This window comes from Paenibacillus sp. FSL M8-0212 (genome assembly GCF_038004645.1).
Lineage (GTDB): Bacteria > Bacillota > Bacilli > Paenibacillales > Paenibacillaceae > Paenibacillus.
This window is the reverse complement of the sequence record NZ_JBBORP010000001.1, coordinates 1804855-1827880: the sequence shown is the minus strand read 5'-3', so window position 1 is coordinate 1827880 and position 23026 is coordinate 1804855. Positions and strand designations below refer to the sequence as shown.

Here is a 23026-nt window from a genome sequence, read left to right as displayed (position 1 = left end):
ATGGCACGCGAACGTATTTTTCAACGGCATCGGCATCCAATCAAAACGTTCTCCCTCGGACTACAGCACGTGCTTGCTATGTATGCAGGAGCCGTCGTTGTCCCATTGATCGTTAGTAACGCATTGGGTTTTACACAGGAACAACTAACCTATCTGATTGCCATTGACCTGCTCGCATGTGGTGTGGCTACACTGCTTCAGGTATGGGGAAATAAATATTTCGGCGTAGGGCTGCCTGTCATGCTCGGCTGTGCATTCCAGGCTGTGTCTCCGATGATCCTAATCGGGATGAACAGTGGGGTATCTGCCATTTACGGAGCAATTATTGCTTCAGGGCTTTTCGTATTGATATTCTCCGGAATCTTCGGGAAGCTTATTCGGCTCTTTCCGCCAGTGGTTACGGGTTCGGTGGTTACGATCATCGGTTTAACCTTGATTCCGGTTGCTTTCCACGATCTGGGCGGCGGTCAGGGGTCAGAAGATTTTGGCAGCGGAGTGAACTTGTTACTCGGTTTCGGCGTGCTGCTCTTTATCATTTTAATGACTCGATTCACTACAGGTTTTATCCGTTCCATCTCGGTACTGATTGGTCTGCTGGTAGGTACAGTGGCAGCAGGGTTTATGGGTGAAGTGAACTTTGCCCCTATTCGCGATGCAAGTTGGTTCCACGTTGTTCAGCCGTTTTACTTCGGCAGACCTACGTTTGAGATTGTACCGATCCTGACGATGATCCTGGTGGCGATTGTCAGCGTGGCCGAGTCCACAGGTGTATTTATGGCTCTGGGCAAAATCCTGGACAAGGACCTGTCCTCCAAGGATCTGGCCCGCGGTTATCGCGCAGAGGGTCTGGCCATTGTGTTGGGTGGTATTTTTAACTCGTTCCCGTATACAACGTATTCGCAAAATGTAGGACTGGTACAGATGACACGTGTGAAGACACGTGATGTCATTGTTGTGGCTGGTGGAATCCTGGTGGTCATTGGATTTGTACCAAAAATTGCAGCCCTCGCACAGCTCGTTCCAGGGGCAGTACTTGGCGGCGCCATGGTGGCCTTGTTTGGCATGGTGGTATCATCAGGCATTCGGATTATCGGCAGTCAGGTTGATCTGAACCGACATGAGAATCTGTTTGTCATCGCTTGTTCTGTAGGTATGGGCCTGGGTGTTACCGTTGTGCCTGAGTTGTTCGCAGGTGCACCGGCCTGGGCTCAGATTATGCTCGGTAATGGTATCATTGCAGGCAGTTTCACGGCGATCTTCATGAACCTGCTGTTCAATGGTCTGGGTACCAAGGAAACAGCCGCCAAGATGGCTGAACAACAGGCAGATGCCATCCTTGGAGAGACGGGCAAGTCAGCTTAATTAGCCGAATTAGGCCAGGATTATTATCCAGCAGTATGGTTATGTTAACTGTTATGAATAGACGATTCACAAGATGAATAATGAATCAGGTTAATCATGATGATATACAGCATGAATGGTTTATGACATACATCATTTATGCTGTGAATGTTCAACCACATGAACAAGTCATCTTTACATGTGAAATACCGAAGATCCGTTGAAGTGGGACATATAATCAAAAGACGATCCACCCCCGTTTGAAAGGGGATGGATCGTCTTTTTTTTTTTTTGGATCATGTCTTCCTAAAGTTACAGATGTCGCATCTGTTTCTCCGCAAAATCGCCAACCCACGGCAGTTTTAGCCATTTCCCCTGCAGGCTGGTAACGACCATGATAAGCCAGACCACTACACCAAGCAGGGACAACAGCGATGCCACCAGTGGTCCGAACAACGGAAGGAAAGCCGATAATACATGCCCGACCATAATGATGCCAAAGACCGTTACAGATTGCAGCGCATGAAATAACACGAACCGACTCCGCTTCTCCACAGCGAGAAAGACAATCCCGCCTATAAAGGTAAACAGATAACAAAGCATACCGGTAATATTTTCATCCAGACCGCTAGACGATTTCATGGGGGACATCCGGTCCAGCCTCCTTTGTCCTTTTTAAATAGGTTATGAGAGAGATGGACAGAACTGAACCGATGAATTGATTTGCCTTTGAACGGATGGGGATTCAACACATAGGAAAAAGCAAACAGGGGCAGAGCAAGCCATTGCACAGCCTGCTCTGCCCCTGTTTTCGTTTACGATTAATACGTTGCACGAACGAAATCGTTATCCGCCCTCGATCTGTCTGCGAGGGTTTGTAATCTTGCCCATTTTATCGGTGTCGTTTTCTTTGGGAACCAACCGCTCATCGGTTCGTCCTTCGTGATGATTATCATATGCATATTCGGTCAGTTTCCATTCTGACTTGCCGAGAACGGGATCAGCCGGGAAGTGTTGCCCGCGGTGCAAATGTTCCTCACGTCCGGCTTCGTTGATATATACTCCGTCGACTTCCACCTTTTCATGTGAGAGGGGCAGCATATCCTGTTCTTTGCGTTCCATGAAACGGCGCCTCCTTTGGATACCAGTAATTTAACTGTATGGGTTGTCCGTGATAATATCCCCCGAATAGTTCAGTGTTATGCTGGATATATTAATTCCGTATAGAATGGTGGCAATCTTAACATATGATTCGGAATTAAACTTTTTGGGCATGAAAACCGTTATATTTATTAGAGGAAATCGTCAAGTCGTAAGATACTTCCGAATATGCTACAATAAGATTATGATTCATTCCGAATCATATCGGGTATTTATAGTGTCAGGTACTTGCTTTCTAGCGAGGTTCCCGACCTAAAGCTTGCTTTAAGCCGCGCACACAACTTCATGGATGGCATTTAAGACTTATTCGGCATTCTCTAAACGGAGCATTCACTTTCAACGTTTTGGGAGGGAATTACAATGGCAACGAAAGGTCACAATGAGGTCAAAGAAAGTTTGAGGGAAATGACTCGGATTTTCCGTCCTAAAGATCCAAAAAAATTCGTGAAGGAGTACGTGAGAAAATACCGGATTACGGGTGGATACGAGGAAGAATTGACTTCTGTGGTTGAGCATGAGCTTGTCAAGATGGATTCTTCCGTGTCCTGAAACAACACACAACTCTGATTATACTGTTCCGATAATGAATAGAACCGTCTCCCGGGCGATAAGCTCCGGCAGGCGGTTTTTTTTGCGTTCCTGCTGCATATATATGGGAGTACACCTACAGCGGGAAGGATGAATGCATGTGGACCCTATTTTGAAAACCAAAGAAGAGATTGGCTACATGCGGGAAGCTGGACGAATTTTGCGAAGTTGTCACCAGCATATTGAGCAGTCGATGATCCCCGGTATCACGACAGCAGCGATTAATGAGCGGGTGGAAGAGTTTCTGGCAGCACGAGGAGCCACACCGGAGCAAAAAGGGTATAAAGGATATCCGTACGCGACGTGTGCCTCTGTTAATGAAGTGGTCTGCCACGGATTTCCAGGGGAAGAGGAGCTGGCGAGCGGGGATGTAGTGACCATCGATATGGTGGTGAACAAAGACGGCTGGCTTGCTGACTCGGCCTGGACATATGGAATTGGTGAAACAAGCAGATCCATTCGCAAGCTGATGAGACGCACGGAGAAGGCACTTGAGCGGGCGATTGCCCAGGCAGTCCCAGGGAATACACTCGGAGATATTGGAAGTGCCATTGAACGAACAGCCAGATTGTATCGGTACGGAATTGTGAAGCCTCTCATTGGTCATGGGATTGGTCAATATATTCATGAACCTCCAAATGTTCTGCCTTATGGCAAACGCAGAACGGGCACGATGCTTACCGAGGGTATGGTTATTACGATTGAACCGATTTTTACAAAAGGCAGTTCCGGGGCCGTTGTGTGGGATGAAGATGGATGGACGGTAAGGACCGTAGATGGCAGCTGGGGGGTCCAATATGAGCATACGGTTGCGATTACTGGGAATGGCCCCTTGATTCTGACCGATGGCACGTGAGATGAATTCAGTGAAGAAGAGGACCTGAGTTGAACTTTCTCCGAAATGCTCCATGCTGTTTTGAGCTTGAAAATAGCGGTATGGAGCGATAGGCATGTCTTTGGAATGGATATGGAAGAGGTATTCCATAAATTCTGATCTTTCTTTTGCATAATAGCACATGTTTTCAATGTGAGAAAAATCGCCAATAAATCGAGATTTATCACCGAAATTTGGCAAAAATTTTCAAATGTAGAGTGTAATACTTTTAACTGAAATCGTTTGCAAATCAAGTTGTAGAGCGGTTTTTTACATAAAGTGAACAATTTGTGAACATGTGTCCAAAGATTGACAAAATCATACCCTCAACTTATATTTAATAAGTGATTGAAGCATATAGAATGAATTGGAAGAATGCGCAGACATGCCCTGAGCAGGAAATCACGGGAGTACTGGAAGCGTTATTTTTGTAAGCGTTCTGTATGATGAAGAGGATTATGCGTATCGTGCTGAAACGTACCTTTTGTTGCCTTTCTACCGAACGACAACGGTAATCTACGAAAACGTAAAAAAGTGGGGTAGATCAATGATGAAACAGTGGCAGGTTGCAAAGCGAATTCTCCCCTTGCTGGCGGTGTTCTCTTTGCTGCTATCCGCATGCGGGCGGGAAGACTTGTCGGTAATGAAACCTCAGGGTCCTGTAGCGCAAGGCCAATATGATCTGATGAAGTTATCCATCGCGATTATGATCGTGGTGCTCATCATTGTATTCGCCATAGCGGCCTATGTTCTGATCCGGTTTCGTAGACGAGCCGGGCAGACTGAGATGCCCGAACAGGTTGAAGGTAATTTCAAGCTGGAAGTAATATGGACAGCCATTCCGTTATTGCTGGTTATTGTTCTGGCAGTACCGACGGTCCAAACGATTTTTGCCCAAGGCGAAGATCTGTCCAATGACAAAAACGCACTTAAGGTCCAAGTCACCTCGCATCAGTACTGGTGGGAATTCACTTATCCTCAATATGACGTAACCACCGCTCAAGATCTCATCATCCCGACCGGAACAAAAATCGCATTCGAATTAAAAACCGCTGACGTGCTTCACTCCTTCTGGGTGCCGTCACTTGCGGGCAAAATGGACACAAACCCGGATGGAACACTTAACAAGTTCAGTTTCTCTGCACCGAATGAAGGCGTTTACCGCGGTAAATGTGCCGAATTATGTGGCAGATCGCATGCTTTCATGGAGTTTAAGGTAAAAGCAGTGAGTCAGGAATCCTTTGACAGATGGGTGAACCAGATGAAAGCACCCGCAGTCCTTCCTGAAGACACTCAATTGGCCGAAAAGTTCAAAACAAACTGCCTTTCTTGCCACGCTGTTGGTGATCAAGGTGGACCGGTTGCACCTAACCTGACGGGAATCGGCGGCAAGGAATCTGTCGCAGGCATTTTGCTGAATTCTCGTGAGGGACAGGAAGAAGGTAGCCCGGTACTGGATAACATGAAAGAATGGCTCCATGATCCACAATCCGTGAAGCCGGGCAATACCATGCCGAATCCCAAAGATCTTGGGTTGACGGATGAAGAAATCGACGGAATTGCCGAATATCTGGCCAACTACAAATTGGACTATGAATAGAACAGCAAGGACGAAGAAGGGGGTACACAACCTTGGCTCATGCGCATAGCGTCAAGAGGTACAGGGGCTTGATGGATTGGATCACCACCGTCGATCACAAAAAAATCGCCATTCTCTATTTGGTTGCGGGTGGATTTTTCTTTGGAATCGGCGGCATTGAAGCCATTTTGATTCGGATTCAACTGATGAAGCCTATGAATGATTTTGTATCGGCACAGGTCTTCAACGAATTGATTACAATGCATGGAACAACAATGATTTTCCTTGGTGTCATGCCACTTATTTTTGCCATTATGAATGCTGTCGTGCCTTTGCAGATCGGGGCACGGGACGTTGCTTTCCCGTTTCTTAACGCGCTGGGTTTCTGGACTTTCCTGTTTGGTGGATTGTTGCTTAACCTGAGCTGGGTTATGGGCGGAGCACCGGATGCGGGCTGGACCTCATATACGCCGCTTTCGGGCAGTGAGTACAGTGGAACGCATGGTGTGGATTTCTACACCATCGGCCTTCAGATCGCGGGTCTGGGAACGCTCATCGGGGGCATTAACTTTCTCGCAACGATTATTACAATGCGTGCTCCAGGCATGTCCTACATGCGGATGCCGATGTTTACATGGACGACATTTATTACATCTGCCATTATCCTTTTTGCTTTTCCTGCCATCACGGTAGGGCTTGTACTTTTGACGTTTGACCGTATACTGGGAGCGAATTTCTTCGATGTCGCAGGTGGCGGTAACCCCGTACTCTGGCAGCACATCTTCTGGATCTTCGGGCACCCGGAAGTATACATTCTGATTTTGCCCGCATTTGGGATTATTTCGGAGGTTATTCCGACCTTCTCGCGTAAACGGTTGTTTGGATACAGCTCCATGGTATTTGCCACCATCCTGATTGCCTTCCTGGGCTTCATGGTATGGGCGCATCATATGTTTACAACAGGTCTGGGTAATGTAGCCAACGTGCTTTTCTCCATCTCCACGATGTTGATTGCTGTACCTACCGGGATCAAAATCTTTAACTGGCTCTTTACGATGTGGGGTGGACAGATCCGCTTTACAGCGGCAAACCTGTTTGCTGTTGGATTTGTTCCAACCTTCGTTATGGGTGGTGTTACAGGCGTCATGCTGGCATCTGCTCCGGCAGACTTCCAGTTCCATGATACGTACTTTGTTGTAGCCCACTTCCACTACGTTATTGTAGGGGGACTGGTGCTCGGCTTGTTCTCGGGACTGCATTACTGGTGGCCGAAGATGTTCGGACGTATTCTCAGCGAAACACTGGGCAAATGGACGTTCTGGACATTTATGATCGGTTTCCAATTAACGTTCTTTGTACAGCATTTCCTCGGTCTGATGGGGATGCAGCGCCGGATCGTTACATACCTGCCGAATCAGGACTTTGACCTGCTCAATCTGGTCAGCTCCGTCGGTGCGTTTCTAATGGGTGTTGGGGTTATCATGTTCCTCGTGAATATCGTGATCACAACGAGAAAACCGGCTGGCGCGCCAAACGATCCGTGGGAAGACGGCCGTACACTGGAATGGTCTATTCCATCTCCGCCGCCGGAATATAACTTCAAGCAGACGCCGCTGGTACGCGGAATTGATGCATATTGGAAGGAAAAAATGGCAGGACATACGGAGATGACACCGGCAGAACCTGTAGGTTCGATTCATATGCCTTCAGCAACACCGTTGCCGTTTGTAATGTCAGTAGGTATCTTTATCGCCGGACTTGGCTTGATGTTCAGCAAGGACGAATTTGGTAATGCATTTATGAATGTCATTTTTAACAATTATATTGTAGTTATTATCGGTCTCGTAATCACATTTGGCGCAATGGCACTTCGTTCACTTTATGATGATCATGGCTGGCATATTGAACCGGAGGATCAGGATGAGAAGGGGGCTAGAACATGACAACCTCACATGCCGAACCGGTGAACGACAAATTGCCGCATGAACCGGAGAAAGCAACGCTGGAAGGCCGTAACAAACTTATCGCCTTCTGGTTGTTCCTTGGCGGCGAGACGGTACTGTTCGGTACACTCTTTGCTACCTTCCTGGCTCTTCGTGGCCAAACCAATGATGGACCTACGGCGAATGAACTGTTCCACCTGCCACTTGTGGCCGCTGCAACGTTCATTCTCCTGGTCAGTAGTCTGACGAGTGTATTTGCGATTCAGGCCATGCATAAGGGCAAGCGAGATGCACTGGCGTTGTGGCTTGGCATCACGGTAGTGCTGGGTATGGGATTTCTCGCACTGGAAATTTACGAGTTCTACGAGTATGTGAAACATAAAGAGTTTGGCATGACCACGAGTGCATTCAGTTCAGCATTCTATACACTGGTCGGGTTCCACGGAGCCCACGTTGCTTTTGGTATTGTGTGGATCGGAATCATTATCGGTCAGCTGTTCAAAAAAGGATTGACGGTCGTAACCGCACCTAAAGTATACGTCTCCGCAATGTACTGGCACTTTATTGACGTGGTCTGGGTGTTCATCTTTACGGTCGTGTACCTGCTCGGAAAGGTGGGGTAGCACATGTCGGCACAGGATAAGACAGATCAACAGCCTGTGAAACACCGTCACCGGACGGAAGGGCCACAGAAACACGTCGTGGTGTTTATCTTCTCCATTATTCTCACGCTGATTGCGTTTGCGGCTGCTTCTGCCGGAGGGGTCAACACAACCTTTATCATTATTATTTTGCTCGTCATGGCTATTCTTCAAGTATTCGTTCAATTGGGTTATTGGATGCACTTGAAGGACAAAGGGCACTTGATGCCGATTCTGTTCATGGCCTTTGGCTTTTTCGTAGCCTTTACGTGCATCATTATGGCACTCTATTGGGTCTGGTGGTAAAAGAGATGGCGGCGGCGCATTGCCGCCGTCTTTTCCCCTTTTTGGCGAATGAATCTTCACAAAGTAATGAAGGCAACAACCAAATCAGGTCACGGGGAGGTTTCCCGTATGCTCGGGTTGCAATATTTTAGCTTCAACGACTTATGGAGTCCGCTTATATTGGCTTTATTTCTGATCATTGCTGCGGCTTATCTGGTGCTTGTGGGACCGTTAAGCGAGCAAATAAAGGATGCAGAATCTGCGACTGTTGCACAGAAAATCATGTTTATTACAGGGTTGTTTGTCCTGTATCTGGCTCAAGCTGGCCCATTTAATCTGCTTGGTCATGTAATGTTTAGCTTCCACATGGTGAGCATGGCGTTATCCTATCTGGTAGCGCCGCCGCTTATGATGAAAGGTTTGCCGATCTGGGTATGGCGCAGAATCGTACGCTGGTTGCCAACACGCCAGCTATCGTTCCTGGCTCATCCGATCGTTGCGGCTGTGATCTTTAACGGGCTTTTCTCGCTGTATCACCTACCGATTGTACATGATTATGTCATGCTGAATTTTACCGTTCACCGGTTGTATTATATTGCACTGTTCATCACCTCGATGCTCATGTGGTGGACATTGCTGAATCCGTTGCCAGAGGGTAGACAAGCGTCGGGGTTATCCAAGATTGGTTTTATTTTTCTGAATATGGTATTGCTCACGCCTGCCTGTGGCTTGATTATCTTTGCATCAGAGCCGTTGTATCAGACGTACAGCAACCCGGCAGTATGGGCTGAAGCCATGCGGTATTGTGTGTCTGGAGATTCTACGGCTTTACTTCGCTCCTTCGGTGGGCCAGCCTTCTTCAACTTTCTGTCTTCCGCGAAGGAAGATCAGCAGGTTGGTGGCATTGTAATGAAGTTTATTCAGGAAGGGATCTTCGCCTCCATGCTGGCTTATGTCTTTTTCCAATGGTATCGGAAAGAGAAGCAGGAAGACGACGATGATTCGTATCCTGCAGGGGGCGCAGGGGGGCCGCTCAATCCGGCTGCCAAATAATTAAGTCAATGTTCTGACAAGAGGGGGAACACACGATGGATATGTATTTTTGGCTACCCACGATCAGTACTTCTTTCATTGTGATTAGTGCAGTACTGGTGGGGATTGGATGGGTACTGATTATTCGGGGTAAACGTGAGGCTCATCAGTCCGCCATGGTAGCAGGTGCGATTGCAGCTCTAATCTTCTTTGTGATCTATATGTCGCGAACGGTGTTCGTGGGTAATACGGCTTGGGGCGGGGACCCGGATCTGGAGATCTTTTATCGGATATTTCTGATCTTTCATATTATCCTCGCTACCGTGGCAGCGATATTCGGCATCTCCACACTGGTCCTGGGGTTCAAAAAGAAGTTCGGAACACATCGCCGCTGGGGCAAGTTCACGTCCATGATCTGGTTCGGATCAGCGCTAACAGGTGTTGTTGTGTATGTTCTTCTATATCTCTTATATCCTGGTGGTCATACACGTCCGGTATGGGAAGTTATCCTCGGCGTATAAAAGTATAGGTATAACCTCTGGCTACTTAGGCGTGTGTCACTATGACCTTCTGAAACTATGAAAATAGACGAATCTAGTAGACGATTCGTCCACGCTCCCTTTCTCATTCATTCATAGAATGAGTTTGAGAGGGGGAAAGTAAATGAAAAAAACAGTCAATGTCAGTCAAACGTATCCACGTCTCACGGTGTATTCTGAAGAGAACTACAGAGGGAGAAGCCGCATTTATCGTGGCAATACGGGGCTCCGCAACCTGGACAATATTTTGGATGGGGTGGAGAGCCTACGCTTTTTCTCAACAAGTTCGAATGCAACGCTGGTTGTGTTTACGCGTCCTAACTTTCAAGGTGGATTCCGTGTCTTCCGTGGCAACACCAACTTGAGAGATTTGGATGATCTGATCCGTGGCAATGACGTGGAATCCCTGATCTCTACGAATCAGCGGTTGACTCTGGCCGAGATTCGTGCGATCCGCGCCAACCGCAGTCTGCCTAGTGGCTATAACCTCGTTTAATCGTAAGGCCTCTTCTTCTAACAGGTGCTAGAGAGCGGCAAAGGGCTGTACCCGAATTGTGTTTACACAATAACGGGTACAGCCCTTCTTTTGTGATTGGGAAAAGATGTTTAATCCCCGCCACCCCCAATGTCGCCGCCGCCACTATCCCCACCACTGTCGCTGCTGCTACCACTATCGCTGTTGTGATGAGAATGTGTGTCTGATGAATAATCCGACTCATGATGTTTGTGATCCGGTGTGTGTCTGGAATGTCGATCGTAGGAGTCATCTCCTGTAATGACCGGATATCCCGAAGCAGAGTCGGTATAACCGTTGTTACGACGGATGCGGTGTCTCCCTTTTTTGGCAGAATGACGATGAGGCTCGTCCCGAAGGACCAACCATATTACGACGATAAGGAAAAGTAGGACAAATCCGATCTCTACCAGCCAATCCATAGCTGTAACCTTCCTTTCTTTGATTTGTTACTATAATTTATTTTAACGTAAATTCGTACTGCGTCCCATCCCTTCTTCCTGATTAAGGAAAATTAGGGGTTGACGGGATGAGAAATAGGTCTGTATACTGTGTATATTGATATATACAGTAAACACAGTAAGCAATATGAGTGAATGACAGGTGAAAGGCGGGCAGGCATATGAACGAATGGAAGCAGGCGTGGTGGTTGACCCGCAGCCAGATGAGTAAGGATAAGCTCCAATGGCTATGGTCTGCATTATTCATGATATACACTGGCGGCATGAGCGGTGTGATGTTTTTAGGACAACAACAGACAGATATCATTAATCCAGTGGTGGATGCCTTCTTTTTGATCATGTTGCCATTTCAAGGGTTTATGTTCTGCAGGCGCTCCTTCCGTTACATACAGGAGGATTCTTATACGCAGATGCTGGCCTACTATCGTAGAATTCCCATCCCTGAACAAGTGGTGATGTGGTCCAGGCTACAGCAGTCTCTGATGGCGTTTACGTACAATGGAATCTTTTTCTACGGATCGTTATACGTGGTTAACTTTCATGCCGAAGGATTCCGATGGGATCAGTATCTGGCCTTTAGCCTTACCTGTACAGGTTATGGCCTTTTGGTAACAGGATTGTATATTTACGGAGAGTTTCTGAACAGTGGTAAGAAATACTTGCTTCTCAGTACGCTTTTTATACCCATCGCCATTGGCATATCCATACTGATTCGAATGTCAGGCAGTTACGGATTACGGATTGTAATGGATGGAAGTAAATCATGGGGGCTACTTTCCCCGATCATGTGGATTTCTCTGGTGGCTGGCGTAGCGGGACTGTGGCTGTTTAGTCGCTTGACGCTGAAGAAGCTGGTTCAACGGGATTTGAATTAAAATGAGAATTGAGCTTATGTACGAATACAGGATGAAACCGGCACGGTCAGGTAACAGACTGGAGTGTACCGGAGGGCGAGGTGCAAGATGTGAAAATACCCATTCAAATTAATGAAAATAGCGCTGAACCTTTATACCACCAAATTGAAAATCAGTTAAGATCGTTAATTATTACGGGTCAGTTGGGGGAGGGAACACATTTGCCGTCCATTCGTGAGTTCGCCGGAGCACTGAATTGCAGTGTTATTACGGTTAGACGGGTCTATCAGGATCTGGAGAATGAAGGCTTGCTTCGTACGAAGCAGGGGACAGGTACATTTGTGGCCCAGGTAGAAGCCGGCGACAGAGAAAATTATAGATTAAAGGCCGCACAGGAAGCGATGCAAGCAGCGGTGCAGTCCGGGAAATCGGTAGGCTGTACGGAAGAAGAGATGGAGAGCCTGTTCCGGGAAGTCCTGAAGGCTATTTACGCGAAGTAAGGGAGTGATTCATACGTGGAACCGATAGCAATCCAGTTGAACGGCGTATCCAAAATGCGAAAACGTAGAGTTATTGGCCCAATTGATCTGACCATCCCGGAAGGGTATATAGTGGCTATTCTCGGTCACAACGGTTCAGGCAAAAGCACCCTTCTTAACATGCTGCAGCAAGTGGTGCTGCCAGATGCTGGGCAGATTATATGGTTTGGTCAGGAACATGATGGGCCACTTCCCATTGAACTGAGACAACAGATTGGTTTTGTGGCAGATAACGCTGGTTCAGAAGAGAACCGGATAACAGCACAGGAAGCAGCCCATTTCCGGGCGTACTGGTACCCACGTTGGGATATGAAGTTGTTCGACCAACTGATTCAGGATATGGAAGTACCTGTTGATGTGAAGCTGAACAAGATGTCCAAGGGAGAGCGGCGAAAATTTGAGATTGCAGCTGCAATTGCAGCTCGCCCAAGATTATTGCTTTTGGATGAGCCTTCATCAGGATTGGACCCCTTTGCCTGGAAAGTGATGGTTGAGCAGTTCCGTACCTTCATGGCGGGGGGAGACACCACGATTCTGATTGCAACACATATCGCGGATGAAGTCAAAAGGCTGGCGGATTACATCGTATTGATGCACCGTGGTCAGTCACTGGGGATGGCCGAGAAAGATATGGTGCTCGATCAGTGGAAGGAAGTCTGGTATGAAGGAGACTTAAGGCCAGAGAGTATCCCCGGTGTTGTGGAATCTTCTATAGAAGAGGGAAGTCTGGTTCGCGTAATTACAACCCGGGTCAGCGAAGCGCAGGAAAGGCTGGAACTGTCGAATAACCGGGTATTGAGAATCCGTAACTTGGAATTGGATGAAGTGCTGGCATTCTGGATTGCCGGGTATGCACCCGTACAGTGGAAATAACCGAAGGGAGACGATAAATGATGAACCGATTGGAATTGAAGCAAGTCGTCAAGCAATATGCAGACAAAACAGCCGTTAATGGAGTCACTCTCAATGTAAAAGAGGGGGAGATTTACGGATTGCTCGGAGCCAATGGTGCAGGTAAAACAACAACAATGCGCATGGTGCTCGGACTGATTCACCCTGATGGAGGGAATATCCTGTACAACGGCAAACCCTATAATACGGAGCTGCAACAGATTATGGGTTATCTTCCGGAAGAGCGCGGATTGTACCCCAAGGTGAAAGTCAGCGAACAGATTAATTACCTGGCACGACTTCGTGGCATGAATGGTAAGGACGCAGATCAGAGCCTCAAGTACTGGCTGAATCGGTTTGAGGTACCTGAGTATTACGATAAAAAGATCGAGGAGTTATCCAAAGGTAATCAGCAGAAAATGGGCTTTATCGCGGCTGTAGTGCATAGACCGCAGATTCTTATTCTGGATGAAGCGTTCAGTGGTCTGGATCCTGTGAACGTGGAATTACTCAAGTCCACTGTCAAAGAATTGCGTGACGAAGGCACGGCCATTCTGTTCTCAACACACCGTATGGAGCACGTTGAAGAGTTGTGTCGTCAGATCACCATTCTGCATCGTTCCAACACGGTGGTACAAGGAGAGATCAAGGAGATCAAGAGCCGGTATCCGCGTGAACAGGTATTCCTGGGTACGATTGGTAGTGTGGAAGGACTCGAACAGTTGTCTGGTGTGACGAAAGTCGAGCGGAATGAGCGTGGTTACCTGATACATATTAGTCAGGTGGAAGCGGCTCAAGAGATTCTGAGAACAGCCATGACTCAGACGACAGTGGAACACTTTGAACTGAAGGAACCAACGCTTAACCAAATCTTTATTCGTGAGGTAGGTGAGTCGAATGAATAAAATGGGAACGATTACGGGTTTTACATTTAAAAACAAAGTTAAAACGAAATCATTCATGGTAACGACCATTGTACTTGCACTTTTAATTTCAATCGGACTTAATGTTCCATATTTCATTACCTTATTTAATGGAGGTTCCATTGGTGGAGCTTCAAGCAGTAATCCTGTAAATATTGTTCTTCTGAGTACAGGGCAGCCTGAAGTTTCCGAGAAACTGGAGAGCTTCTCTGCGGCTCAAGGGGATCAGGCCTATCGATTCATTGCCAGTGGTGACAAAGATGAGGCTGCTCTTGCGGCGGATGTGGAAGCAGGGCTTACCGATGGTTATCTGAAGTTTGAGGCTGTTTCCGGGCAAGAGTTCCCGCAGCCCATTCTATATTCAGCAGAAGACGTATCACCTCAGATCATTGCATCCATTGAAGCGGCATTACAGAGTGTGAAGCTGGATGTGGTTGTGAAGGATGTACTCACAGCGGAGCAGAAGGAACTGATTACAACACCTGTGAAGCTCACCGAGCAAAGTTTGAGTACAGATGAGAGCGGAGCAGGTACTGAGTCTGAAGGTGCCATGAGCCCGATTAACTATATTGTGGTGTACTTGCTGATCATCCTGCTGTTTACCTCAACGATGATGACAGGTAACATGATTGCCTCCGAGATTACAGCTGAGAAGAGTTCACGTATTATGGAGATTTTGATTACGAGTGTATCACCGCTCAGTCAGATGTTTGGTAAAATCATCGGTATATTCATGGTGGGGATGCTGCAAATCGGGATCTTCGGAGCGGTGGTTGCCGGAAATATCTTGCTGCCGCATAACCGTGCAGTATTAGGTGACTTCAATATGAGTCTGAGTGATGTGAATAGTGCAGTTATTGTGTACGGACTTATATTCTACATTCTGGGTTACTTCCTGTATGCCGTGTTGTTCGCTGCCATTGGTTCAATGGTAAGCCGTACTGAGGAACTCGGTCAGGCTGTTCTGCCGATCACGATGTTGTCGCTTGTATCCTTCTATATTGCGATCTTCAGTATTTCTACGCCGAACATTCTGTTGTTAAAAATCGCAAGCTTCATTCCATTCACGTCGCCGACCGCGATTCTGGTACGAATTGGCGCAGGAGTTGCGCCAACTTGGGAGATTCTAACGTCCTTAGCAATTCTCATTGTATCCATTATCATCTTCGGATGGCTTGCAGCCAAAATCTATCGCACGGGTGTGCTGATGTACGGTAAACGCCCAACCTTCAAGGAATTGTTTAAAGCGATGAAGGCTTATAAGATCTAGGTTGAGTGTTTGAAGGGAAGGGATTGGATAAGTGCTGCTCCGTTTGTGGAGTGGCACCAATTCCCACTTTTATCCGTAGTATCTAAGTATGTTTATTCTATTAAAAATTGGATTGGCAACTATATTCAATAAAGGAGATTACATAATATGAAAAATTGGAAACGCATGCTCTTATCTCTTACCATCTCGGCAGGTTTGCTCTCATCTGCAGTGCCGGCTATGGCTGCTCCACAAGGAACTTCCGTCAAGGTCAATGACCAGGCTGTGAAATATGCTACAGGAGCACCAATCTTGGATAAAGGTACAACATTGGTTCCACTGCGGACTACGCTGGATGCTATGGATGTGAAGCTAACAACTGCGACAGATAATACGATCACGGCTGTGGTAGATGGCAAAACGATTACACTCAAAAGCAAGCTTACACGTATCAACGGTGTAACGTATGCGCCAATCCGCATCGTCGGTGATGCAGCGGGTTATGAAGTTCGCTGGGATGCTGCAACGCGCACAGTACTGTTGGTATCCAAGGGCGGAGCAACCGAAACTGCTCAAACCGGTGGACGCGGCTTCATGTGGGAAGTTGAAAGCAATGGCAACACGGTCTATCTGGTAGGGTCAATGCATATTGCTGATGAGAGCTTCTATCCATTGCGTCCGGAGTTCGAAGAAGCCTTTGCGGAAGCCGACTATCTCGGGGTAGAGATTGATATTAGCAAAGCCGCTGATGAAGAGCAGCAAAAGCTGGTTCTAAGTCTGGGTTCGTATCAGGATGGCACAACACTGAAAGATCACATTTCCAGTGAAACGTATACTAAGCTGGGCGATGTATTGAAGAAAAATGGTCTAGAGCCTAATGCTTTGGATGCATTTAAGCCTTGGGTAGTGGAGAGCACACTCGCAAGTTTGAAGTCCTCAACGGCTGGATACGAAGCATCTGCAGGAGTGGATCTGTATTTCATCCAGAAAGCGATCGAGCGCAAAGTTCCAGTTATTGAGTTGGAAAGTTATCAATCTCAACTTGGCATGTTTAACGACTTTTCCAAAGAAACACAAGAGGAAACACTGAAAGCGACAATCGAAAACTTCGACGTGTTGGATAACAGTGTAAATGAAATGGCTGAGATGTGGAAAACGGGTAATGACGAGCAACTGCTTGAACTGACAAACAGCTTCTCCACTAACGAGGAATATAACAAAGCAATGTTAGTTGATCGTAACATTGGTATGGCGGACAAAATCGATGGTTACTTGAAAAACGGCAAAGGTGAGGAATATTTCATTGTTGTTGGTGCGGCACACTACTTGGGCGATCACGGCATCGTGAAACTGCTTGAGGATAAAGGATATAAAGTAGAACGTAAATAAATATAGATTACTATAGAAGGTAACCCTTTCGTCTCGAATATAAGAGTTGAGAGGGCTACCTTCTTATATATAGAAGAAAGACAGATTAAATAAAGAAGATCAAGCTGTAGGATAATAGAATTGAACCTAGGAGTTCAATGTAGATTCATGGCCCTTAATATGGTTAGATTGTGGATTTGATATGTTTTGAAATTAACTCTTTACAAGTGTGTGTGTCGCATGGTATATTCTATTTCCGGCCCAAAAAAACACGAGATACACGGTGCGGCAAGCAAATGAATTAAGCTTCGAAAGAAGCTTGAAAAAAAGAAACTTGCAAAGTTGGTTCGGACATGATATTATATAAGAGTTGCTGAAGAGAACGACATTCGGTAACAAAACAAGTTTGATCTTTGAAAACTGAACAACGAGTGAGTAAACATTCTGCTTGCAGAATGAACGCGAAAGTTGAGACAAGCCTTGGCTTGAATCGACTGGAGCACAAATGAGATTTTTAATCTCGTCAGATTCAAAATGAGCTTATCGCTCTTTTCAATACTTTATTGGAGAGTTTGATCCTGGCTCAGGACGAACGCTGGCGGCATGCCTAATACATGCAAGTCGAGCGGACTTGAAGAGAAGCTTGCTTCTCTGATAGTTAGCGGCGGACGGGTGAGTAACACGTAGGCAACCTGCCCTCAAGTTTGGGACAACTACCGGAAACGGTAGCTAATACCGAATAGTTGTTTTCTTCGCCTGAAGAGAACTGGAAAGACGGAGCAATCTGTCACTTGGGGATGGGCCTGCGGCGCATTAGCTAGTTGGTGGGGTAACGGCTCACCAAGGCGACGATGCGTAGCCGACCTGAGAGGGTGATCGGCCACACTGGGACTGAGACACGGCCCAGACTCCTACGGGAGGCAGCAGTAGGGAATCTTCCGCAATGGGCGAAAGCCTGACGGAGCAATGCCGCGTGAGTGATGAAGGTTTTCGGATCGTAAAGCTCTGTTGCCAGGGAAGAACGCTTGGGAGAGTAACTGCTCTCAAGGTGACGGTACCTGAGAAGAAAGCCCCGGCTAACTACGTGCCAGCAGCCGCGGTAATACGTAGGGGGCAAGCGTTGTCCGGAATTATTGGGCGTAAAGCGCGCGCAGGCGGTCATTTAAGTCTGGTGTTTAATCCCGGGGCTCAACCCCGGATCGCACTGGAAACTGGGTGACTTGAGTGCAGAAGAGGAGAGTGGAATTCCACGTGTAGCGGTGAAATGCGTAGATATGTGGAGGAACACCAGTGGCGAAGGCGACTCTCTGGGCTGTAACTGACGCTGAGGCGCGAAAGCGTGGGGAGCAAACAGGATTAGATACCCTGGTAGTCCACGCCGTAAACGATGAGTGCTAGGTGTTAGGGGTTTCGATACCCTTGGTGCCGAAGTTAACACATTAAGCACTCCGCCTGGGGAGTACGGTCGCAAGACTGAAACTCAAAGGAATTGACGGGGACCCGCACAAGCAGTGGAGTATGTGGTTTAATTCGAAGCAACGCGAAGAACCTTACCAGGTCTTGACATCTGAATGACCGGTGCAGAGATGTACCTTTTCTTCGGAACATTCAAGACAGGTGGTGCATGGTTGTCGTCAGCTCGTGTCGTGAGATGTTGGGTTAAGTCCCGCAACGAGCGCAACCCTTATATTTAGTTGCCAGCACTTCGGGTGGGCACTCTAGATAGACTGCCGGTGACAAACCGGAGGAAGGTGGGGATGACGTCAAATCATCATGCCCCTTATGACCTGGGCTACACACGTACTACAATGGCCGGTACAACGGGCTGCGAAATCGCGAGATGGAGCCAATCCCAACAAAGCCGGTCTCAGTTCGGATTGCAGGCTGCAACTCGCCTGCATGAAGTCGGAATTGCTAGTAATCGCGGATCAGCATGCCGCGGTGAATACGTTCCCGGGTCTTGTACACACCGCCCGTCACACCACGAGAGTTTATAACACCCGAAGTCGGTGGGGTAACCGCAAGGAGCCAGCCGCCGAAGGTGGGATAGATGATTGGGGTGAAGTCGTAACAAGGTAGCCGTATCGGAAGGTGCGGCTGGATCACCTCCTTTCTATGGAGAATCGTTTCCCGAGTGGAAACATTCAAATATGTAGCTAAGCTACAAAACACTCACTCGTTGCTCAGTTTTGAGAGCTCAAACTCTCAAACAGCTTGCTTTTGCATGGAGCTTGTTCTTTGAAAACTAGATATCGAAACGAAACAAACGCGAATTAGAACATTCCTTTAAGCTGATCTTGTGTAAACAAGTGAAGTGTTTTTATAAGGTAGATTGCATGAGCGAGTGATCGAAATGGAACGACTTTTGGATTTGCGCAAGCAAACCAAGCGGAGTGACAGCTCGAACACGAGCGATATGGTTAAGCTACTAAGAGCACACGGAGGATGCCTAGGCGCTAGGAGCCGATGAAGGACGTGGCGAACAACGAAACTGCCTCGGGGAGCTGTAAGCAAGCTTTGATCCGGGGGTGTCCGAATGGGGAAACCCAGCTGGGGTAATTTCCAGTTACTCACAACTGAATACATAGGTTGTGTAGAGGCATACCAGGGGAACTGAAACATCTAAGTACCCTGAGGAAGAGAAAACAATAGTGATTCCGTCAGTAGCGGCGAGCGAACGCGGAGAAGCCCAAACCAGAGAGCTTGCTCTTTGGGGTTGTGGGACGTCTCACATGGAGTTACAAAGGAACCGGTTAAGCGAAGAGGTCTGGAAAGGCCCGCCAAAGAAGGTAAAAGCCCTGTAGTTGAAAGTCTGTTCCCTCCGAGACGGATCCCGAGTAGTGCGGGGCACGTGAAACCCCGTATGAATCCGGCAGGACCATCTGCCAAGGCTAAATACTTCCTAGCGACCGATAGTGAAGCAGTACCGTGAGGGAAAGGTGAAAAGCACCCCGGAAGGGGAGTGAAATAGAACCTGAAACCGTGTGCTTACAAAAAGTCAGAGCCCGTTTTAGGGGTGATGGCGTGCCTTTTGTAGAATGAACCGGCGAGTTACGTTCCCGTGCAAGGTTAAGGTGAAGAGCCGGAGCCGCAGCGAAAGCGAGTCTGAATAGGGCGACTTAGTACGTGGACGTAGACCCGAAACCGGGTGATCTACCCCTGTCCAGGGTGAAGGTGCGGTAACACGCACTGGAGGCCCGAACCCACGCATGTTGAAAAATGCGGGGATGAGGTGGGGGTAGCGGAGAAATTCCAATCGAACTCGGAGATAGCTGGTTCTCCCCGAAATAGCTTTAGGGCTAGCCTCGGAAAACAGAGTCGTGGAGGTAGAGCACTGATTGGGTGCGGGGCCCGCAAGGGTTACCAAGCTCAGTCAAACTCCGAATGCCATAGACTTACTTCCGGGAGTCAGACAGTGAGTGCTAAGATCCATTGTCAAAAGGGAAACAGCCCAGACCATCAGCTAAGGTCCCCAAGTGTGTGTTAAGTGGGAAAGGATGTGGAGTTGCACAGACAACCAGGATGTTGGCTTAGAAGCAGCCACCATTGAAAGAGTGCGTAATAGCTCACTGGTCGAGTGACTCTGCGCCGAAAATGTAACGGGGCTAAACACACCACCGAAGCTATGGCTTGATGCTTTGCATCAGGGGTAGGGGAGCGTTGTATAAGGGTTGAAGGTGTACCGTAAGGAGCGCTGGACATTATACAAGTGAGAATGCCGGTATGAGTAACGAAAAGATCAGTGAGAATCTGATCCGCCGAAAGCCTAAGGGTTCCTGAGGAAGGCTCGTCCGCTCAGGGTAAGTCGGGACCTAAGGCGAGGCCGAAAGGCGTAGTCGAAGGACAACAGGTCGAAATTCCTGTACCACCGTAAGCCGTTATGAGCAATGGGGGGACGCAGTAGGGTAGTGACGCGGACTGATGGATGTCCGTCTAAGCAGTAAGGCTGATGTGTAGGCAAATCCGCACATTGTAAGGCTGAGCTGTGATGGGGAGCGAAAATTGTAGTAGCGAAGGTCATGATCTCACACTGCCAAGAAAAGCCTCTAGCCAGGTGAAGGTGCCCGTACCGCAAACCGACACAGGTAGGCGAGAAGAGTATTCTAAGGCGCGCGGAAGAACTCTCGTTAAGGAACTCGGCAAAATGACCCCGTAACTTCGGGAGAAGGGGTGCCCCGGTAGTGTGAATAGCACGAGGGGGCCGCAGTGAAAAGGCCCAAGCGACTGTTTAGCAAAAACACAGGTCTGTGCGAAGCCGTAAGGCGAAGTATACGGGCTGACGCCTGCCCGGTGCTGGAAGGTTAAGGGGAGTGGTTAGGAGCAATCCGAAGCTGTGAACCGAAGCCCCAGTAAACGGCGGCCGTAACTATAACGGTCCTAAGGTAGCGAAATTCCTTGTCAGGTAAATTCTGACCCGCACGAATGGCGTAACGACTTGGGCGCTGTCTCAACGAGAGATCCGGTGAAATTTTAATACCTGTGAAGATGCAGGTTACCCGCGACAAGACGGAAAGACCCCATGGAGCTTTACTGCAGCTTGATATTGAATTTGGGTACGATCTGTACAGGATAGGTGGGAGCCTTTGAAACGTGAGCGCCAGCTTGCGTGGAGGCAACGTTGGGATACCACCCTGATCGTATCTAGGTTCTAACCTGGTACCGTAATCCGGTGCGGGGACAGTGTCAGGTGGGCAGTTTGACTGGGGCGGTCGCCTCCTAAAGAGTAACGGAGGCGCCCAAAGGTTCCCTCAGAATGGTTGGAAATCATTCGAAGAGTGCAAAGGCATAAGGGAGCTTGACTGCGAGACCTACAAGTCGAGCAGGGACGAAAGTCGGGCTTAGTGATCCGGTGGTACCGCATGGAAGGGCCATCGCTCAACGGATAAAAGCTACCCTGGGGATAACAGGCTTATCTCCCCCAAGAGTCCACATCGACGGGGAGGTTTGGCACCTCGATGTCGGCTCATCGCATCCTGGGGCTGAAGTAGGTCCCAAGGGTTGGGCTGTTCGCCCATTAAAGCGGTACGCGAGCTGGGTTCAGAACGTCGTGAGACAGTTCGGTCCCTATCTGTCGTGGGCGTAGGAAATTTGAGAGGAGCTGTCCTTAGTACGAGAGGACCGGGATGGACGTACCGCTGGTGTACCAGTTGTTCCGCCAGGAGCACCGCTGGGTAGCTATGTACGGACGGGATAAACGCTGAAAGCATCTAAGCGTGAAGCCCCCCTCAAGATGAGATTTCCCAGTATGTAAGACCCCTTGAAGACGACGAGGTAGATAGGCTGGGGGTGGAAGTGCAGCAATGCATGGAGCTGACCAGTACTAATCGGTCGAGGGCTTATCCAATAGCAAGTTGTAATTCGCGTGTTTCGTTTCGAATCTAGTTTTCAGAGAACGATCTCTGAAATGTAAGCTACGCGTTTGGTGGCGATGGCGGAGGGGTTCCACACGTACCCATCCCGAACACGACCGTTAAGCCCTCTAGCGCCGATGGTACTTGGACCGCAGGGTCCTGGGAGAGTAGGACGCCGCCAAGCAACAGAAGACACACTTGATGATATCGAGTGTGTCTTTTTGTGTTACTATTTTCTACCGAGAAGCACTAACTATATAGATAAGACAGCATTAATATTTCATTTATATGAAGTCTCTCTGTATTAATAATTGGACTACGGATTAATGCTGATATACATACTTCCATCTGATCAACTTCTGACTCTTAGCTCGTTCAGCAACCTTTCAGTTGAATTTAACGTACGTTTCAGTGGGATAGGGTATAGTGAAGCCAAGTAAAGAGGAGGAGAATCATAATGAATATATCTTCTACAGCCAGCTCCACTACATCTTACATATCGACATCTTCGAGCTCGGACAATTCAAGTAGCTTGGAGAAACAAAAGACGAAGCTCGAAGCACAACTGGAGAAAGTGCAATCCAGCAAGGACGATGAACAGATTAAGGAGACAAAGACCAAACAGCTTGAGCAGCAGATCAAGCAGATTGAGGCACAGATTGCACAGCAAAGCTCTCAAGGAGCCGGTACAACTGGTACGAAGGAGGCACCACCTGCCCAACCTCCATCCAATGGAAAGGGCGTAGCTACCCCTAAGGAGATTGCAAACGCAACAACAGATAGTAATGGCCGATTTGATATACGCATATAATGACATCTAATTTAGGATAAAACCAAGCCCTGACCGATCTATATTGATCGTGCAGGGCTTGGTTAATTTGTTTATTAGATTA

General features: G+C 47.9%; 20 protein-coding genes and 3 rRNA genes. 20 read left to right on the top strand and 3 right to left on the bottom strand.

The genetic code is table 11. The features are described from left to right. The gene (locus tag MKX68_RS08060) at positions 1 to 1362 is read left to right on the top strand and encodes a nucleobase:cation symporter-2 family protein (protein ID WP_289391047.1); all 1362 of its coding nucleotides are present in this window, start codon (positions 1 to 3) and stop codon (positions 1360 to 1362) included. Positions 1363 to 1653: 291 nt separating this feature from the next. Here MKX68_RS08060 and MKX68_RS08055 read toward each other — a convergent pair whose 3' ends face one another. Both MKX68_RS08055 and MKX68_RS08050 read right to left on the bottom strand, forming a co-directional pair. Then, the gene (locus tag MKX68_RS08055; RefSeq protein WP_340910672.1) at positions 1654 to 1992 is read right to left on the bottom strand and encodes a DUF4870 domain-containing protein; all 339 of its coding nucleotides are present in this window, start codon (positions 1990 to 1992) and stop codon (positions 1654 to 1656) included. A gap of 195 nt (positions 1993 to 2187) precedes the next feature. Beyond that, positions 2188 to 2463 carry a transposase gene (locus MKX68_RS08050; protein WP_338590579.1) on the bottom strand — a complete coding sequence of 92 codons (276 nt, stop codon included), beginning with the start codon at positions 2461 to 2463 and terminating at the stop codon, positions 2188 to 2190. Between the two features lie 399 nt (positions 2464 to 2862). Here MKX68_RS08050 and MKX68_RS08045 point away from each other — a divergent pair, with 399 nt between their 5' ends. From MKX68_RS08045 to MKX68_RS08005, 9 genes are all read left to right on the top strand, one after another. Then, positions 2863 to 3051, top strand: a complete 189-nt coding sequence (locus MKX68_RS08045) for a hypothetical protein (RefSeq protein WP_017690840.1) — start codon at positions 2863 to 2865, stop codon at positions 3049 to 3051. Positions 3052 to 3184: 133 nt separating this feature from the next. Next, positions 3185 to 3946 carry a type I methionyl aminopeptidase gene (map, locus tag MKX68_RS08040; RefSeq protein WP_340910670.1) on the top strand — a complete coding sequence of 254 codons (762 nt, stop codon included), beginning with the start codon at positions 3185 to 3187 and terminating at the stop codon, positions 3944 to 3946. A gap of 565 nt (positions 3947 to 4511) precedes the next feature. Next, a complete protein-coding gene (coxB, locus tag MKX68_RS08035; protein WP_047840266.1) occupies positions 4512 to 5564 on the top strand; it encodes a cytochrome c oxidase subunit II in 1053 nt (350 codons plus the stop codon). 71 nt (positions 5565 to 5635) lie between these two features. Next, entirely contained in the window at positions 5636 to 7486 is a 1851-nt protein-coding gene (gene ctaD, locus MKX68_RS08030) for a cytochrome c oxidase subunit I (protein WP_445671112.1), read from the top strand. Next, positions 7483 to 8109, top strand: a complete 627-nt coding sequence (locus tag MKX68_RS08025; RefSeq protein ID WP_047840264.1) for a cytochrome c oxidase subunit 3 — start codon at positions 7483 to 7485, stop codon at positions 8107 to 8109. Before ctaD ends, MKX68_RS08025 begins: the two co-directional genes overlap by 4 nt. A 3-nt stretch (positions 8110 to 8112) precedes the next feature. After that, positions 8113 to 8433 (top strand): cytochrome C oxidase subunit IV family protein, encoded by a 321-nt coding sequence (locus MKX68_RS08020; RefSeq protein WP_036613178.1) that lies wholly within the window; start codon positions 8113 to 8115, stop codon positions 8431 to 8433. 108 nt (positions 8434 to 8541) lie between these two features. Beyond that, positions 8542 to 9465 (top strand): cytochrome c oxidase assembly factor CtaG, encoded by a 924-nt coding sequence (gene ctaG, locus MKX68_RS08015; protein WP_338590585.1) that lies wholly within the window; start codon positions 8542 to 8544, stop codon positions 9463 to 9465. A gap of 35 nt (positions 9466 to 9500) precedes the next feature. Continuing rightward, positions 9501 to 9965: a DUF420 domain-containing protein gene (locus tag MKX68_RS08010; RefSeq protein WP_036613174.1), complete on the top strand. Its 465-nt coding sequence runs from the start codon at positions 9501 to 9503 to the stop codon at positions 9963 to 9965. Positions 9966 to 10107: 142 nt separating this feature from the next. After that, entirely contained in the window at positions 10108 to 10479 is a 372-nt protein-coding gene (locus tag MKX68_RS08005; protein ID WP_074093350.1) for a hypothetical protein, read from the top strand. Positions 10480 to 10589: 110 nt separating this feature from the next. Here MKX68_RS08005 and MKX68_RS08000 read toward each other — a convergent pair whose 3' ends face one another. Continuing rightward, the gene (locus tag MKX68_RS08000) at positions 10590 to 10919 is read right to left on the bottom strand and encodes a hypothetical protein (protein ID WP_340910663.1); all 330 of its coding nucleotides are present in this window, start codon (positions 10917 to 10919) and stop codon (positions 10590 to 10592) included. Between the two features lie 200 nt (positions 10920 to 11119). Between MKX68_RS08000 and MKX68_RS07995 the strand changes: the two genes are divergently transcribed. The 10 genes from MKX68_RS07995 to MKX68_RS07950 all read left to right on the top strand — a co-directional run bounded on the left by MKX68_RS07995 (position 11120) and on the right by MKX68_RS07950 (position 22944). Then, on the top strand, positions 11120 to 11833 hold the full coding sequence (locus MKX68_RS07995; protein WP_338590593.1) for a hypothetical protein: 714 nt from the start codon (positions 11120 to 11122) through the stop codon (positions 11831 to 11833). 89 nt (positions 11834 to 11922) lie between these two features. Continuing rightward, the gene (locus tag MKX68_RS07990; protein WP_091038380.1) at positions 11923 to 12312 is read left to right on the top strand and encodes a GntR family transcriptional regulator; all 390 of its coding nucleotides are present in this window, start codon (positions 11923 to 11925) and stop codon (positions 12310 to 12312) included. A 15-nt stretch (positions 12313 to 12327) separates the two neighbouring features. Then, the gene (locus MKX68_RS07985) at positions 12328 to 13224 is read left to right on the top strand and encodes an ABC transporter ATP-binding protein (protein ID WP_338707686.1); all 897 of its coding nucleotides are present in this window, start codon (positions 12328 to 12330) and stop codon (positions 13222 to 13224) included. Positions 13225 to 13244: 20 nt separating this feature from the next. Beyond that, complete coding sequence (locus tag MKX68_RS07980) at positions 13245 to 14147, top strand: ABC transporter ATP-binding protein (RefSeq protein ID WP_338594826.1); 903 nt, start codon at positions 13245 to 13247, stop codon at positions 14145 to 14147. After that, a complete protein-coding gene (locus MKX68_RS07975) occupies positions 14140 to 15435 on the top strand; it encodes an ABC transporter permease (protein ID WP_340910658.1) in 1296 nt (431 codons plus the stop codon). Before MKX68_RS07980 ends, MKX68_RS07975 begins: the two co-directional genes overlap by 8 nt. A gap of 147 nt (positions 15436 to 15582) precedes the next feature. Next, positions 15583 to 16803, top strand: a complete 1221-nt coding sequence (locus tag MKX68_RS07970) for a TraB/GumN family protein (protein ID WP_340910656.1) — start codon at positions 15583 to 15585, stop codon at positions 16801 to 16803. 539 nt (positions 16804 to 17342) lie between these two features. Further along, positions 17343 to 18895: ribosomal RNA gene (locus MKX68_RS07965) — 16S ribosomal RNA — on the top strand. Between the two features lie 305 nt (positions 18896 to 19200). Further along, positions 19201 to 22126, top strand: a 23S ribosomal RNA gene (locus MKX68_RS07960). A 74-nt stretch (positions 22127 to 22200) separates the two neighbouring features. Then, positions 22201 to 22317: ribosomal RNA gene (rrf, locus tag MKX68_RS07955) — 5S ribosomal RNA — on the top strand. Together the 16S, 23S and 5S rRNA genes form the textbook arrangement of a ribosomal RNA operon. Positions 22318 to 22590: 273 nt before the next feature. Next, the gene (locus MKX68_RS07950) at positions 22591 to 22944 is read left to right on the top strand and encodes a FlxA-like family protein (protein WP_340910655.1); all 354 of its coding nucleotides are present in this window, start codon (positions 22591 to 22593) and stop codon (positions 22942 to 22944) included. Positions 22945 to 23026 lie beyond the last annotated feature (82 nt).

What these genes read in the sequence shown, in the direction of transcription:
- MKX68_RS07980 (WP_338594826.1), top strand. Translation starts at nt 13,245, where the DNA reads ATGAACCGATTGGAATTGAAGCAAGTCGTCAAGCAATATGCAGACAAA.
- MKX68_RS08045 (WP_017690840.1), top strand. Translation starts at nt 2,863, where the DNA reads ATGGCAACGAAAGGTCACAATGAGGTCAAAGAAAGTTTGAGGGAAATG.
- ctaD (WP_445671112.1), top strand. Translation starts at nt 5,636, where the DNA reads ATGGATTGGATCACCACCGTCGATCACAAAAAAATCGCCATTCTCTAT.
- ctaG (WP_338590585.1), top strand. Translation starts at nt 8,542, where the DNA reads ATGCTCGGGTTGCAATATTTTAGCTTCAACGACTTATGGAGTCCGCTT.
- MKX68_RS07950 (WP_340910655.1), top strand. Translation starts at nt 22,591, where the DNA reads ATGAATATATCTTCTACAGCCAGCTCCACTACATCTTACATATCGACA.
- MKX68_RS08050 (WP_338590579.1), bottom strand. Translation starts at nt 2,463, where the DNA reads ATGGAACGCAAAGAACAGGATATGCTGCCCCTCTCACATGAAAAGGTG.
- MKX68_RS07995 (WP_338590593.1), top strand. Translation starts at nt 11,120, where the DNA reads ATGAACGAATGGAAGCAGGCGTGGTGGTTGACCCGCAGCCAGATGAGT.
- MKX68_RS08010 (WP_036613174.1), top strand. Translation starts at nt 9,501, where the DNA reads ATGGATATGTATTTTTGGCTACCCACGATCAGTACTTCTTTCATTGTG.
- map (WP_340910670.1), top strand. Translation starts at nt 3,185, where the DNA reads ATGCATGTGGACCCTATTTTGAAAACCAAAGAAGAGATTGGCTACATG.
- MKX68_RS08055 (WP_340910672.1), bottom strand. Translation starts at nt 1,992, where the DNA reads ATGTCCCCCATGAAATCGTCTAGCGGTCTGGATGAAAATATTACCGGT.
- MKX68_RS07970 (WP_340910656.1), top strand. Translation starts at nt 15,583, where the DNA reads ATGAAAAATTGGAAACGCATGCTCTTATCTCTTACCATCTCGGCAGGT.
- MKX68_RS08000 (WP_340910663.1), bottom strand. Translation starts at nt 10,919, where the DNA reads ATGGATTGGCTGGTAGAGATCGGATTTGTCCTACTTTTCCTTATCGTC.
- MKX68_RS08025 (WP_047840264.1), top strand. Translation starts at nt 7,483, where the DNA reads ATGACAACCTCACATGCCGAACCGGTGAACGACAAATTGCCGCATGAA.
- MKX68_RS08020 (WP_036613178.1), top strand. Translation starts at nt 8,113, where the DNA reads ATGTCGGCACAGGATAAGACAGATCAACAGCCTGTGAAACACCGTCAC.
- coxB (WP_047840266.1), top strand. Translation starts at nt 4,512, where the DNA reads ATGATGAAACAGTGGCAGGTTGCAAAGCGAATTCTCCCCTTGCTGGCG.
- MKX68_RS07975 (WP_340910658.1), top strand. Translation starts at nt 14,140, where the DNA reads ATGAATAAAATGGGAACGATTACGGGTTTTACATTTAAAAACAAAGTT.
- MKX68_RS08005 (WP_074093350.1), top strand. Translation starts at nt 10,108, where the DNA reads ATGAAAAAAACAGTCAATGTCAGTCAAACGTATCCACGTCTCACGGTG.
- MKX68_RS08060 (WP_289391047.1), top strand. Translation starts at nt 1, where the DNA reads ATGGCACGCGAACGTATTTTTCAACGGCATCGGCATCCAATCAAAACG.